Here is a 13,004-nt window from a genome sequence, read left to right on the forward strand (position 1 = left end):
AATCACCCGAGCCGCTCTTTGGCGCCTTGGGCAACGGTGGCAAGCATCCCCGTGACAGCGGACGGAAGGTTAGCGGCCACATCGCGTTTGTCGATGACAGGAGAAGACCAAAGCCGCTCGGGCAGGACCCGCCGCAGGTCACTGGTCGTGCAGAAGAGATAGGGAATATGTCGGCGCGCCAGTTCATCGGCAAGTTTGTCGGTACGCTCTTGTCCGATTGTGGTTTCAAGCACCGCAGCAATCGGGTTCGCTTCCCGGCACTGGATGATAGCTTCATCTGTTGTGGTAACGGGTCCGATGACCTTGTAGCCCATATCCTCCAGCATGCTGCCGATGCCCCGTCCGGTCAGAAAATCGTCGTCAGCCAACAGGATTACAGGACGGCAGTCAGGCTTGATGGCTGCTTCCACGGTCGGAGCATTGTCCACAATACCGATCTCACCGGAGGAAATGGGGCGATAGAGGAGCGCTTCCTTTGCGTCTTCACTGCGCTGGACGCTCAGCCCCAGGTTCATCAGCGCGCGCGCAGCAGCAGACCGAGACGGCATCCTGTTTTCAAAACGCCATTCATCAACCGCATGAACCTCTTCCTGCGTCAACATTACCTGAAGACGTTCGGCTCTTTTTTCCGACATTCTATGTAATATTTCCCATTGATTGTTGCCGAGAGCTTATCACAAAAAGTGTGGCAACCATAGGGCACCCCAGCGCACGCCTTATTCTTTTAAAAATCAATATGTTGTGTGATTTTCATAACAACCAGAATGATCAAGACAAGTCCTTCGGAGCAATCCAGCCGCGCAGTTGCCGTCGGTTGTCCACCACGAAAATGCACCGCAGCCGGTAACGCTCGACAAGGCTGAGAATATCCTCGCTGCTGTCATCCGGTCGGCAGTTGCCGATGCGGGATTCCATCACATTGCCGACCATTTCATCGCCAACGGTTGCGGTGTCCGTGTCGATTTCCTGCATGATGGTATCATCAAGCAGCCCGACCGCCTCGCCGTCATCCAGAACGATCAGTTCATTGCAATCCTGATGGTTAAGGCAGGCCAGCGCCTCGCGCAGCGTCTGCTCCACACTGATGGTCGCCGTTGCCGGCCGCATGATGTCTTCAGCACATTTCAAGCGTAATTCCCCTATCGGCCTGTCCTGCACAGACTGAAACGTCGAGGCAACAGATTGGTTCCTGCAAGCCTGGCAGTAACGAGGGAACGCCGAGAGAACCCTGCCGTTGATCGCATACGAATTATCGATATCACGAGGAGACGAGATGCCGAGGGCACGCATGAAAGAGCTGGAGCCAATCGAGATTCTGTCCGTTCTCGATGAGGACGGCAATTTCGACAAGGAGCTCGCCCCCGATATTGCCGACGAAAAGTTGATCGCCATCTTCCGGGCGATGGCCAAAGCGCGGCTGTTTGATGAACGTCTGCTCAATCTTCAACGGCAAGGCAAGCTTGGCACCTTTGCGCCAGTCCGGGGGCAGGAAGCCGCGCAGGTTGGCGCTGTCGCAGCGATTGAAGCCAGCGACTGGCTTGTCCCCTCCTTCCGGGAAACGGCTGCCATGTTGTGGCGCGGGGCATCGCTTGAAGACATCTTCATTTTCACGGCGGGCTATAATGAAGGCCTCGCCATTCCTGATGACAGCAACGACCTGCCAACGTGCGTGCCAGTGGCAAGCCAACTGCCACATGCCGTCGGCATCGCCTATGCCCAGAAATATCGCCAGACCGGCAGTGTCGTCATGGCCTTCTTCGGCGACGGCGCCACCTCGGAAGGTGATTTTCACGAAGCCCTCAACTTCGCCGGCGTTTTTGAAGTGCCTGTCGTGTTTGTCTGCCAGAACAATCAATGGGCCATATCGGTACCCCGGGCTAAGCAGACCCGCGCCCACAGCCTCGCCCAAAAAGCAATCGCCTATGGCTTCCCCGGCATCCAGGTGGACGGGAACGACGTGCTTGCCGTCTTGAAAGCAGCGCGCGATGCCGTCACCCGTGCCCGCGAGGACTGCCTGCCCACCCTGATCGAATGTGTGACCTACCGCATGGGCGTGCACACAACCGCCGACGACCCGACCGTCTACCGTGACGAGGAAGAAGTGGAGGAATGGGAGGACCGCGATCCTATCGAACGGCTCCGCCTGCATATGCGCTCGCGCGGGCTGCTGGATGACAAAGCGGAAGACGCGATGGCGGAAGAACTGAAAGACGAGATCGAAAGCGCCTGGAAATCGGCACGCGATACCATGGAAGGCCTCACCGACCCGTCCATGATGTTTGATCACCTGTTCGCCGAACCCACAACGCCGCTGCGGGCCCAGCGCAACGCGTTCGAAGCACTGCGCGACGACAGAAAGGCTGCCAATGAGTGACGAACGGACCATGGTCGAAGCGCTCAATCTGGCGCTCCGCGAGGAAATGGACCGTGACGACAATGTCATGGTGCTTGGGGAGGATGTGGGTGCCGATGGCGGCATCTTCCGCGTGACCAAAGGCCTGATCGACGATTTCGGAGAATCCCGGGTGATGGACACGCCCCTTGCCGAAGCCGGCATCGTCGGCGTCTCTGTCGGCATGGCGCTCGCCGGGCTCAACCCGGTTGCCGAAATGCAGTTTTCCGGCTTCAGCTACTTTGCTTTTCACCAGATCGAGGGACATGTCGCGCGCATGCGCTGGCGCAGCCGCGGCAGGTTCACCCTGCCCCTTGTGATCCGCATGCCGTTTGGCGGCGGCGTGCGCGCCCTTGAACACCATTCGGAAAGCCGCGAGGCCTATTTCGCGCACACACCGGGCCTGCGCACTGTCATCCCCTCCGGGCCGCGCAACGCCTGCACGCTTCTCAAGGCAGCGATCCGCAGCCCCGACCCCGTCATTTTCCTTGAGCCGAAGGCCGCCTATCGCGCCTTCCGCGAAGAGGTGCCCGAGGGGCTTGATCCCGCCCAGCTCGACAAGGCCGACATCCGCCGCAAGGGCGCCGACATCACCATGATTTCCTACGGCGCCATGCTGCGGCGAACACTGGAAGCCGCTGAAACACTTGCCGAAGAAGACGGGGTGGAAGCGGAAGTTATCGACCTGCCGACCCTCGCCCCCCTTGACGCCGAGACCATCGGCGCCTCCGTGCGCCGCACCGGTCGGGCCGTCGTTGTTACCGAAGCGCCGCTGAGCTTTGGCCCGGCCGGTGAGATCGCCGCCCGCATCGCGGAGGAAGCCTTTGTCTATCTTGAAGCCCCGGTCAACCGGGTAACCGGCTGGGATGTCCCGATGCCCTTCTTCGCACGCGAGCAAAGCTATCTGCCGGACGCCCGCCGGATTACCAACGCCGCCCGCGTCACCCTAGCCTATTAGGAGCCGTTCATGAGCCACCAGTTCAAACTGCAGGACCCCGGAGAGGGCATCCATGAAGTCGAAATCCATGAGGTTCTCGTCAGCGTGGGAGACATCGTGAAGGAAGGACAGGATGTCCTTGTGGTGGAATCCGACAAAGCCGCCATCGAGATCCCTGCGCCCGAAAACGGCAAGATTGAGAAAATCAATGTATCCGAGGGCGATATCGTCACGGTCGGCGATGTGCTGATGGAAATCGGCGACGAAACGCAGGACGCGAAAGCCGACGATGACGACAAGAAAGAGAAAAGTACGAAGACCGGGAAGAATAAACAGCCCGCGGAAACATCGAAGGATAAAGACGAGGACGACGCGCCTGAATCGCAAGGCAAAGCCGGAAAAGCGACGGAAGAAAAGGAAAAGCCGACCCGCAAGGCGGAAAGCGCTAAAGCGCCAAAAAAGCAGACTTCCCGACCCGAGCAGGAACCGGAACAGGAAACGGATGAACCGGACGGCGTCAAGGCCGTGCCTGCCGCCCGCAAACTCGCGAAGGACAAGGGGATTGATCTTGCCAAGGTGAAAGGCACGGGATCGGAGGGGCAAATCACCCGCAGCGACATATTGCTGGCAGCCAGCGAAAGCACCGAACGCGAGAATTGGGAAGAATGCGTGCCCCTGCGTTCTGTCCGGCGAGCAACGGCCCGTCATATGGCTCGCGCCTGGGCAGAAATCCCTCATGTCACCCATCAGGAAAAGATCGACATCACGGAACTGGAGACTTTCCGGCAGCAGCTTGTCGATGACTTTGGCGAGACGGCGCCGAAACTGACCCTGACCGCGTTCGTCCTCAAGGCTCTTGCCCTCGTATTGCCGCGCTATCCGCGCCTCAATGCCAGCCTCGATATGGACAAAGAAGAAATATCGCTGAAACGCTATTACGATTTTGCCGTCGCCGTCGATACCGACCGCGGGCTGGTGACCCCGGTGCTGAAGGCGGTGGACCGGCATTCCATCATGGAAATCGCCGCGATGCTGGAGGATACGGCGGAGAAAGCCCGTGCCCGCTCGCTGAAAAAGGACGCGCTTACAGGCGGCACCTTCACACTCACCAATATAGGCGGCCTTGGCGGATCGTCCTTCACGCCGATCATCAATCACCCGCAATGCGCGATCCTCGGCATGGCCGCAGCCCGCCGCGAACCGGTGGTGTCTGAAGGGGGCAAAGGCGAAGAGATCACCATCCGCCTGATGCTGCCGCTCATTCTGGCATTCGATCACCGTCTGGTCGACGGGGCGGAGGCCGCACGCTTCATGAATGACCTGCGTGCAAGACTAAGCCGCCCTGCCCGCATGCTGGCAGAGTTGCAGTGACCTGGCCATCATGAACAGACGGTTCGAGCCGGCCCTGCAGGCCACGGGATGCAAACCGGCAACAGGCGGATGCCCGGCCCTTCTGTGTATTGACCTTCAATATCTTGGCACCGTCGAAGGGCATGGTCTTTTTGAAAACCACCGTAAGCTCGGCGTCCCGGAACGCCTGATCCAATATTATCTGGACCGTGTCCGCGACAAGGTCCTGCCGACCGTCAAAACGCTGCAGGAGGCATTCCGGGCACGCAACATGGAAGTCATCCATGTCCGCGTACAATCATTGACCGCCGACGGCCGCGACCGAAGCCCCGAGCATGTGCGACTTGGCATCCATGCACCGCCCGGCAGCGAACGGGCCAGCTTCCTGCCCGAGGTCGCACCACAAGGGGACGAGATCGTCATCAACAAGACGGCCAGCGGCCTGTTCACCGCCACCAACATTCACTATGTCCTGCAAAATATGAATATCACCGACCTTTATGTTGTCGGTGTCTATACGAACGAATGCGTCAGCAGCGCGGTCCGCAGTGGCGCCGACCTCGGCTATCGCATGACGCTGATTTCCGATGGCACCGCGGCCATTTCCCCCGAACTTCACAAGGCAACGCTCCTGACGCTCAAGGGGCGCTTCGCCGCCGTTCTGGAGGCTGACGAGGTCATCAAGGCGCTTGAACGGACGCACGCGCTGGAAACCTGAGAACTTTCCGGGCCTTGAAGCGTTGATCCGCCACATTCACGTGGCCCGGCCCGAATGGTGCAGGTACGCGTCTCAAGCCATATGGGAGACATCATCATGAGCAATCAAATGATTATCCAGCGGTTCATGCATGGGGCGGCCATTGCCGGCCTCTTGGGACTTGCCGCCTGCAGCGGCCGGGATACGACAAGCGAGGTTACCCGCATGCATGATCCCGCCCTGCCGGAAACTGGCAAGGTGGCGATCAGGCCAACCGTCATGATCAGCGAAAGCGACGATGGTTTTACTGAATTCGCCCGGTTGATTGCCACTGAACTCCGGGAGGAAGGCTACAGTGTCGTCGATGACCCAAGCGACGCCGACCTGATCGCATTCGTCGACTATGAAGTCAGCACCGAATACAGGAACTGGCGCCAGCACTGGTCGCCGCCTTACAGCGGATACTGGTTCCGCAGGGGAGTTTATTCGCCCTACATCTATCCTTGGGAGGAAAGTTTCTACAATTTCGGCCCGTCCACACGGGTTTATGTAACGGACGACATCAAATATGCCCGTTCGCTGGAGCTTGATATCGTCAAGCCGCTTGCCGGGCCGGACAGGACGGTTTTTGAAGGCCATGCTGTCAGCCTTGGACGCAACGCCGACCTGAGCGAAGTCATGCCGTATCTGGTCGCTGCCATGTTCTCGGATTTCCCGGGCGAAGGCGGCACCAAGGTGATTTCCATCGAGGACGATGGCATCGCCAAACCCAGCAGTATTGAAAACTACTGATGGAACGCGGCCCCTATAAAAACCTGCCACCGGATGGGTCGGAAGACCGACCCAGATGGCCCCGCTCCGGGACCAGCCGGGCAGCCCGCTTCATCGTCTATATCGTGCTGGGCATCATTCTTTTCTGGGTGATTTTCGGCTTCTGAATGCCGCATCCTCTTTTCGGAACCCCAAGTGTTTCCTCACGTTTTTCAGGTGGAAGTGACATTCCGACTGACTGAAACGAAAGGGATATGACAATGACTGGTTCAACGACCAACTATTTCCACTTCAAACATGCACTGCTTCGATATTCGGCTCTGGCCGCTCTTGTCGCAGGCCTGTCTGGCGCTTCTACGGCTGCCGAAATTACCGACATCGGTATCGTTGATGCCGTGAAGGACGAACTGACGTACGACCCGGCCGTCTATTCGACATCGGTGGATGTCAGCTCGGTCGATGGCATCGTCACCCTCAGTGGCAGGGTCGGCGATATTCTGGCGAAGGAACGTGCGGTGCGGCTGGCTGGCACCATCCGCGGTGTCCGTGCCATCGTCAACCAGATCGAGGTTGATCCCGTTCTGGACGTACCACCTGCCAATATCGAGCGGAATATCGAGCTTGCCCTGCAGGAAGACGCTGCGACCGACGACCTGAAGATCAAGGCCAAGGCCAATCAGGCCGGCTTTGTCACCCTGAACGGAACGGTGGACAGCTGGGCGCAGGTCAATCTCGTCGAGACCGTCGCTAAGGGTGTCTACGGGGTCACTGGCGTCGATAACAGGATCGACTTCAATTACACCGATGACCGTAGCGACGAGGACATCAAGGCGGATGTGAAGGCCCGGATGGACTGGAACCCGCTCATTGATGCAAAAATGGTCGAGGTCGACGTCGATGACGGGGTCGTCAGCCTTGACGGCAAGGTCGGCAGTGTCGCCGAACGCAGCAAGGCCGTCGGTCTTGCCTATGTTGCGGGCGTTTCCAAAGTGAATCTCGACGATCTTGAGGTCGACGAATGGGACGATGATATGCGCCGGCGGGAGGGCTCCGACATCGTCCGTTCGAACGAAGAAGTCACGAACGCGGTGAATGATGCCCTCTTCTATGACCCGCGTGTCTCCTATTTCAAGATTGATGTCGAGGCGGACCGCGGCGAAGTGACCCTCCGCGGGAGTGTCGACAATCTGGCTGCCAAACGTGCCGCAGGGCAGGATGCCCGCAACACCACGGGGGTCATCCGCGTGAAGAACCGGCTTGACGTGGTATCACCCATGACAGGCAAGCCCGAAAACGTGATAGCCAAGGTCGAATCCGCCCTCGAACGCAACCCCTACACCTATGACGACGATATCACTGCCGCCATGTTCGGTGGCGTCGTCCGGCTTTATGGTGATGTGGACAGTCTGTATGAAAGGGCTGAAGCCGACCGCGTGGCCTCCCGCGTTGTGGGGGTCGAGAAAGTGGTCAATCTGATCGATGTGCGCGACGACAACCTGCCGCTCGCCTATGATCCCTATCTCTATGATTTCTGGCCGAATTATGCCTGGTATGACCGCTCGCCGATCACCACCATGAAGACCGATGCCGAAATCGCCGATGATATCGAGGATCAGCTCTTCTGGAGCATAGCTGTCGACAGCGATGAAGTGAATGTCAGCGTCGACAACGGTGAAGCCACCCTTACGGGCACGGTCGATAGCGAAAGCGAACGCTATGCGGCCATCAAGAATGCCTATGATGGCGGCGCCGTCGACGTGATTGATGACCTGGAGGTCGAAAGGGTGGACGGCAGCGGCCGCTAAGCGAGACCCGCGCCTGATCATGCCTTGCCCTAGTCGTCGGCATCCAGCCAGCGTGCTTCGGCAAGGCCGATCAGTGACACGATGATCGCAGCCAGAACGGCAGCGAGCCCGGTGATCAGGTAGAGCCCGAACCCCACGCCAAGCCCCACGCCGGTAGAGAGCCAGAGGCCAATACCCGTTGTAACGCCGCGCATGTCGCCATGCCGCGCGATCATAGTCCCGGCAGCAAACACGGCAGCGGCCTCAGCCACGGCCTTCATCACAGCAAAAGGATTGCCGCCGGATGCTGCATTTATTTTGGGATCTTCCAGGAGCGCCAGCGTGAGCAAGGCAAAAACGCACCCGCCAAGCGAGGCCAGCATATAACTGCGCAGGCCAGCGGCTTTCGACCGGATTTCCCGGTCGAGCCCCAGCGGCAGAACGAGAAGGCATGCAAGCCCCAGCCGCAGGATCAGGGTTGGTGTTTCGATCGTATGACTGGCCGACAACAGATGCTCGATGTCAAACATGATCGCCCTGCAGGTCTGACCGGCGCTTGGGATCGTCCAGCACCTCAACGAGCCCGGCCAGTTCCCTGAGGCTTTGGGCCCGAACGGCAGGGTCGATTGAGACGGCGCGGCGAACCCCGCTCAAGGCGGCTCGCTCGGCCTCACACATCTGGGCTTGCCTGTCGCGCACGGACTCGTCCATCTGGAGCGCCCGGATGCGCTCCCGTGAAGCATCAAAGTCCCGTATCACGAGATCATAGGAGGCTGGCTCGCCGTCAATCTGCTTCGCCGGTGCTGCAACACGGGCAAGGATCGTCTGGTTGGCGTGTGCCAGCGCCCGGTAGGAGTCGCATTCGTTCTTGGTGTCCGCCCTGTCGGCCAGCTTCTGGGCTACGAGTGCTGCATTTTCGAGGGCAACACAGGCCCGCTCGAACAAGGGGTTGGCCTCATCCGGCCTGTGGTCGCCTCGACCGCTCATCGCATCCTCCATATGGGAATTCCTGAAAGGAACGGAATTAACGAGACGGCGAACGATGCGTTCCCGGAGAGGCGCGCAGATGCAACGTCCATCCTCCGGCATCGTTTATATACGGAGACCTTCCTTCACAACTTCAAGGAAACCCGATGGGCCTGACCCGATATTTTGAACGACGCAACCTGAAGCATTCCGGCGAACCGGGTGACGATGCCAAGGAGTATGACGCGCCGATTTTCGTGATCCATGAACACAAGGCATCGAACCATCATTTTGATTTCCGCCTGGAATGCGACGGTGTCCTGAAAAGCTGGGCTGTCCCGAAAGGCCTTTCCACTGACCCCCGTGAAAAGCGGCTGGCAGTCCAGACCGAGGACCATCCGCTTGCCTATGCCTCCTTCGAAGGTGTGATCCCGGAAGGCGAATATGGTGCCGGGCCTGTGCTTCTGTGGGACGAAGGGCCCTTCGACAATGCCACCCGGCAGGAAGGACGCCCCGTCACACTCACCAGGGCCCTTGAAGACGGCTTCGCCGAGATCCGGCTGCACGGCCACAAGCTTTGCGGCGGCTATGTCCTGAAAAAGTTCGATAGCGCGGAAGGCGATGACAAATGGCTGATCATCAAGAAGGCCGACGACGAAGCCGATGCCCGCCGCAATCCGGTTTCCACCGAGCCGCAGTCGGTGAAGTCCGGCCGCAAGATCGACGAATTGAAGGAGCAGGATCAATGAAACTTGCAGAACAGATTCCGGAAGATGTCGAATTCACCAATCCCCGCAAGCTCCTCTTCCCCCGCGACGGCTTCACCAAAAGCGACGTGATCAGCTATTATTGGCGGATCGCAGACCGCATGCTACCCTATCTGCGGGGCAGGGCCATCACGGTTCGCCGTTTTCCCGATGGTATTGGTGAGGATGGCTTTTTCCAGAAGAACGCCACAGACGACATGCCGGACTTTATCCAGACAAAAGAAATCGCAACGGCAGATGACACCATGCAGGCGATCTTGGTGAATGAAGCGGCTGAGCTTGTCTGGCTGGCGAACAAAGGCGCGATCGAATTTCACGCGGCCCTTGCCATGGCAGAAACGCCCAATCACCCTGATCAGATCATCTTCGATCTGGACGCTACATCGGACGAATTTTCAAAAATCCAGCAAGTGGCAGAGGCATTGAGGGCATGGTGCACCGAGAATGACATCCGGCCGTTTGTGAAAAGCACCGGGTCACGCGGGCTTCATGTGCATATCCCCATCAAGGATATCCAGAATGGCGATTTCGACACCATTCGGGCCTGTGCGAAGCGGATCGCCCAGCATGTGGTCGATGAATGTCCGGATATCGCCACCCTCGAGCAGCGGAAAGAAAACCGCGGTGACCGCGTTTACATCGATGTGCAACGCAACGGTTATAACCAGACCGCCATCGCCCCCTATTCGCTACGCGCCCGGAAAGGCGCACCGGTCGCCACGCCGCTTGACTGGGAGCGCGCCGTCCAGCTTGAGACAAGCGGCAACCGGTACAAGCTGAACACGCTTTTCAAACGGCTTTCGCAAACCGAAGACCCGTGGAAGGACTTTGTCCCGCACGCCGTTCAGCGTGGTGCCTTCGGGCTGACATTCTGATGACGCGTCATTGAAACCTTGTCGGTTTCCACAAGGTCCGGTTTCTCGCCCGCAACCCCGGCCCTTGCCATTTCCCACATCCGGCTCATGGCCCGCGCTTCCTCGTCCCAATATTGACCCTGCACCAGCCTGACCCGCACAAGGCGCGTATCGGGTGCGTCCACCTTCAGATGCGCATACCAGCGGCTGATCTCCGGCGACCAGAGCTGCGCCATCTTTTCGCGATCGTTGATAACTTCGGCGTTGCCGGAAAGGGATACATAGTTCGACTGCTCCTCGTCCTGCAGGGCGATGTTAACATCATTGGCGCGGCGCACCTCGTCCACCAGATGATCGTCGGTGGATGTGAAGAACCATAGCGCGTCATAGTGACGATCAGGATGCAGGAACATCGGGCGGCTGCGCAGCACATTACCGTCCCGCGTGGTCAGCATTGCCACCTCATGTTCGCCGATCATTTCCCAAAGCTTGTCGCGTTCTAGCTGTTCGGTGGATGCCATTTGATCTTCTCCTCATGTTCGGGTTTCAGGGGCATATCTCGCCAACGCTCAGGAACCATGCGGGTTCCCGCAGGAACCCCGCACAGGCACCGCCGTTATTCGGACAACTGACATACCCGGCAAGGACGAGAAAGATGAATGACAGACCACCGGTCATCGAACTGGTAACCCCCGGCGAGTTGAACGCAAAGGCAGCCAGGTCAATCCGCGAAAACAGGGGCTTCTACAGGGTCATCGGTTTCGTGGCGATCATCATGGGGCTGGCGGCCATCGCGCTTCCGGGTCTTGCATCCGTTGCTGTCGAATTGATGCTCGGGGCCATTCTTGCCATTGGCGGGCTCGCGCAAATCATCAACGCCTTCATGGCACGGCGTGGCACCGCCAAAGTGACAAGCTCGCTGCTCCTCGGCCTTATGGGGCTCATCGCCGGCGGCTTGCTGCTCGCTTACCCATGGCTTGGGCTCATCACCCTCACTCTTGTGATGTCGGGTTATTTTCTCGCGTCAGGCTTCACCCGGCTTTATTTCGCGACAACCCTGCGGCCGACAGACCGCTGGGGTTGGTTGCTGGCCAGCGGCGTTGCCTCGTTAGCCCTTGCCCTACTCATCCTGACCGGGCTGCCGCTGACCGCCACCTGGGCCGTCGGGATCCTGTTCGCAGTTGACAGCTTTTTCTATGGCATGGCGCTTCTGGGGATCGTGTCGGGATCGCGCGCCTATCTGGGCAGCGATATCTGACGCCCGGCCTTACCGGCTGTGCGCGTCGATATCGGCCGTATAGTTGCCCATCGCGAATTCCCAGTTGATATGACTGTCGACAATCGCCTTCAGATAGGCACCCCGGTCATTCTGGAAATCCAGATAATAGGCGTGCTCCCACAGGTCGATGGTCAGCAGCGGAGTCTGGCCATGCACCACAGGCGTATCGCCATTCGCGGTTGTCACGATTTTCAGCTCACCCCCGTCACGCACCAGCCAGAGCCAGCCACTGCCAAAGTGGCTCACACCCTTGTCGACGAACTTTTCAAGAAATGCCTCAACCCCGTTGAAGTGGACGTCGATATCGTGGGCAAGCTCGCCCGAAACGCCGCCTGTCCGGGGCGACAGGCTGTACCAGAAGAACGTGTGGTTCCACGCCTGGGCCGCCTGATTGAACAGGGCCGTGTCTTTCTGTTTGTACGCGGCCTGAACGATAAGTTCGAGCGGCCGTTCGTCAAGGTCGGTACCCTTGATCAGGGCGTTTGTCTTGTTCACGTAGGCTTTGTGGTGTTTGCCATGGTGATACTCGAACGTCTTTCTCGAGATATGGGGCTCAAGTGCGTCCGGTGCGAATGGCAGGTCGGGCAGTTTGATCGGCATGGAACATTCCTTCTCGGTGGGCGTTGGTCGATTGCCCGATCAACGGCAGCGCCAAAGTGTGGTTCCACACATCAACCAGCATGCAGGTTGCGGCGCGCCCGGGAAAGCCGGCTTTTGACCGTGCCGACGGCGATCCCCATCTGGCGGGCGATGCGGTCATGCGGCCAGCCGTTGAAGATGCTGAGCTGGATCACCCGTTGCTCCTCGCGGCGCAAATCCTTGAGGCGGGAGACTACCTCAAGAAGCTCGATGCGCTTCTCCTGCGAGGGGGCACAGTGCACTTCGTGATACCAGTCTTCGATGGGTACATGATGACCGCGGCGGGCAAGCTTGCGCCGGTTGTCGATATGGGCGTTCCGCATGATTGTGAACAACCACCGCCTGAGATTGGTGCCCGGCGCAAACCGGTGCTGGTTCCGCACCGCAAGCTCAAGCGTTGTCTGGAGGAGGTCGTCACTGCCATCCCCGTCTCGGACAAGGGAGCGCGCATAACGGCTCAGATGCGGAATTTCTTCATCAAGATTCTCAAGACTACATGCTTCACGTTCACTCATGATCACCTCCGTTTAAACAAAGAAGATCATACAGAGAAGAGCATGTATTTATA

The 13,004-nt window shown here is 58.8% G+C and carries 17 protein-coding genes; 10 read left to right on the forward strand and 7 right to left on the reverse strand.

Features of this window, described 5'->3' with window-relative positions; translation table 11 throughout:
• Positions 1 to 2: 2 nt before the first annotated feature.
• Entirely contained in the window at positions 3 to 602 is a 600-nt protein-coding gene (locus OU694_RS07550; RefSeq protein WP_308910369.1) for a response regulator, read from the reverse strand.
• Positions 603 to 768: 166 nt separating this feature from the next.
• Positions 769 to 1,107, reverse strand: coding sequence for a CBS domain-containing protein (locus tag OU694_RS07555; protein ID WP_308910370.1), 339 nt, complete (start codon positions 1,105 to 1,107; stop codon positions 769 to 771).
• A gap of 166 nt (positions 1,108 to 1,273) precedes the next feature.
• Here OU694_RS07555 and pdhA point away from each other — a divergent pair, with 166 nt between their 5' ends.
• The 7 genes from pdhA to OU694_RS07590 all read left to right on the forward strand — a co-directional run bounded on the left by pdhA (position 1,274) and on the right by OU694_RS07590 (position 7,952).
• Positions 1,274 to 2,374 (forward strand): pyruvate dehydrogenase (acetyl-transferring) E1 component subunit alpha, encoded by a 1,101-nt coding sequence (gene pdhA / locus OU694_RS07560; RefSeq protein ID WP_308910371.1) that lies wholly within the window; start codon positions 1,274 to 1,276, stop codon positions 2,372 to 2,374.
• Positions 2,367 to 3,350: an alpha-ketoacid dehydrogenase subunit beta gene (locus OU694_RS07565; protein WP_308910372.1), complete on the forward strand. Its 984-nt coding sequence runs from the start codon at positions 2,367 to 2,369 to the stop codon at positions 3,348 to 3,350. Before pdhA ends, OU694_RS07565 begins: the two co-directional genes overlap by 8 nt.
• A 9-nt stretch (positions 3,351 to 3,359) precedes the next feature.
• The gene (locus tag OU694_RS07570; protein ID WP_308910373.1) at positions 3,360 to 4,700 is read left to right on the forward strand and encodes a dihydrolipoamide acetyltransferase family protein; all 1,341 of its coding nucleotides are present in this window, start codon (positions 3,360 to 3,362) and stop codon (positions 4,698 to 4,700) included.
• A gap of 10 nt (positions 4,701 to 4,710) precedes the next feature.
• A complete protein-coding gene (locus OU694_RS07575; protein WP_308910374.1) occupies positions 4,711 to 5,397 on the forward strand; it encodes a cysteine hydrolase family protein in 687 nt (228 codons plus the stop codon).
• Between the two features lie 96 nt (positions 5,398 to 5,493).
• Positions 5,494 to 6,168, forward strand: coding sequence for a DUF4136 domain-containing protein (locus tag OU694_RS07580; RefSeq protein ID WP_308910375.1), 675 nt, complete (start codon positions 5,494 to 5,496; stop codon positions 6,166 to 6,168).
• Complete coding sequence (locus OU694_RS07585; protein ID WP_308910376.1) at positions 6,168 to 6,314, forward strand: hypothetical protein; 147 nt, start codon at positions 6,168 to 6,170, stop codon at positions 6,312 to 6,314. The genes OU694_RS07580 and OU694_RS07585 overlap by 1 nt, the downstream gene beginning before the upstream one ends.
• A 93-nt stretch (positions 6,315 to 6,407) precedes the next feature.
• On the forward strand, positions 6,408 to 7,952 hold the full coding sequence (locus OU694_RS07590; RefSeq protein ID WP_308910377.1) for a BON domain-containing protein: 1,545 nt from the start codon (positions 6,408 to 6,410) through the stop codon (positions 7,950 to 7,952).
• 29 nt (positions 7,953 to 7,981) lie between these two features.
• On the opposite strand, the gene OU694_RS07595 is transcribed toward OU694_RS07590, so the two are convergent.
• Positions 7,982 to 8,461 (reverse strand): MgtC/SapB family protein, encoded by a 480-nt coding sequence (locus tag OU694_RS07595; protein ID WP_308910378.1) that lies wholly within the window; start codon positions 8,459 to 8,461, stop codon positions 7,982 to 7,984.
• On the reverse strand, positions 8,454 to 8,918 hold the full coding sequence (locus tag OU694_RS07600) for a hypothetical protein (RefSeq protein WP_308910379.1): 465 nt from the start codon (positions 8,916 to 8,918) through the stop codon (positions 8,454 to 8,456). Before OU694_RS07600 ends, OU694_RS07595 begins: the two co-directional genes overlap by 8 nt.
• Before the next feature lie 146 nt (positions 8,919 to 9,064).
• Here OU694_RS07600 and OU694_RS07605 point away from each other — a divergent pair, with 146 nt between their 5' ends.
• Entirely contained in the window at positions 9,065 to 9,646 is a 582-nt protein-coding gene (locus tag OU694_RS07605; protein ID WP_308910380.1) for a DNA polymerase ligase N-terminal domain-containing protein, read from the forward strand.
• Entirely contained in the window at positions 9,643 to 10,539 is an 897-nt protein-coding gene (ligD, locus tag OU694_RS07610; protein WP_308910381.1) for a non-homologous end-joining DNA ligase, read from the forward strand. Before OU694_RS07605 ends, ligD begins: the two co-directional genes overlap by 4 nt.
• On the opposite strand, the gene OU694_RS07615 is transcribed toward ligD, so the two are convergent.
• Entirely contained in the window at positions 10,509 to 11,039 is a 531-nt protein-coding gene (locus OU694_RS07615; protein WP_308910382.1) for a pyridoxamine 5'-phosphate oxidase family protein, read from the reverse strand. The two genes, ligD and OU694_RS07615, sit on opposite strands and share 31 nt — an antisense overlap.
• Positions 11,040 to 11,173: 134 nt before the next feature.
• Between OU694_RS07615 and OU694_RS07620 the strand changes: the two genes are divergently transcribed.
• Positions 11,174 to 11,776, forward strand: coding sequence for an HdeD family acid-resistance protein (locus OU694_RS07620; RefSeq protein WP_308910383.1), 603 nt, complete (start codon positions 11,174 to 11,176; stop codon positions 11,774 to 11,776).
• 9 nt (positions 11,777 to 11,785) lie between these two features.
• Here OU694_RS07620 and OU694_RS07625 read toward each other — a convergent pair whose 3' ends face one another.
• On the reverse strand, positions 11,786 to 12,397 hold the full coding sequence (locus tag OU694_RS07625; protein ID WP_308910384.1) for a superoxide dismutase: 612 nt from the start codon (positions 12,395 to 12,397) through the stop codon (positions 11,786 to 11,788).
• Between the two features lie 71 nt (positions 12,398 to 12,468).
• Positions 12,469 to 12,951, reverse strand: coding sequence for an RNA polymerase sigma factor (locus OU694_RS07630; protein WP_308910385.1), 483 nt, complete (start codon positions 12,949 to 12,951; stop codon positions 12,469 to 12,471).
• Positions 12,952 to 13,004 lie beyond the last annotated feature (53 nt).

Origin of the sequence: Pseudokordiimonas caeni (assembly GCF_026719705.1) — a bacterium.
GTDB classification, from domain to species: Bacteria; Pseudomonadota; Alphaproteobacteria; order Sphingomonadales; family Kordiimonadaceae; genus Gimibacter; species Gimibacter caeni.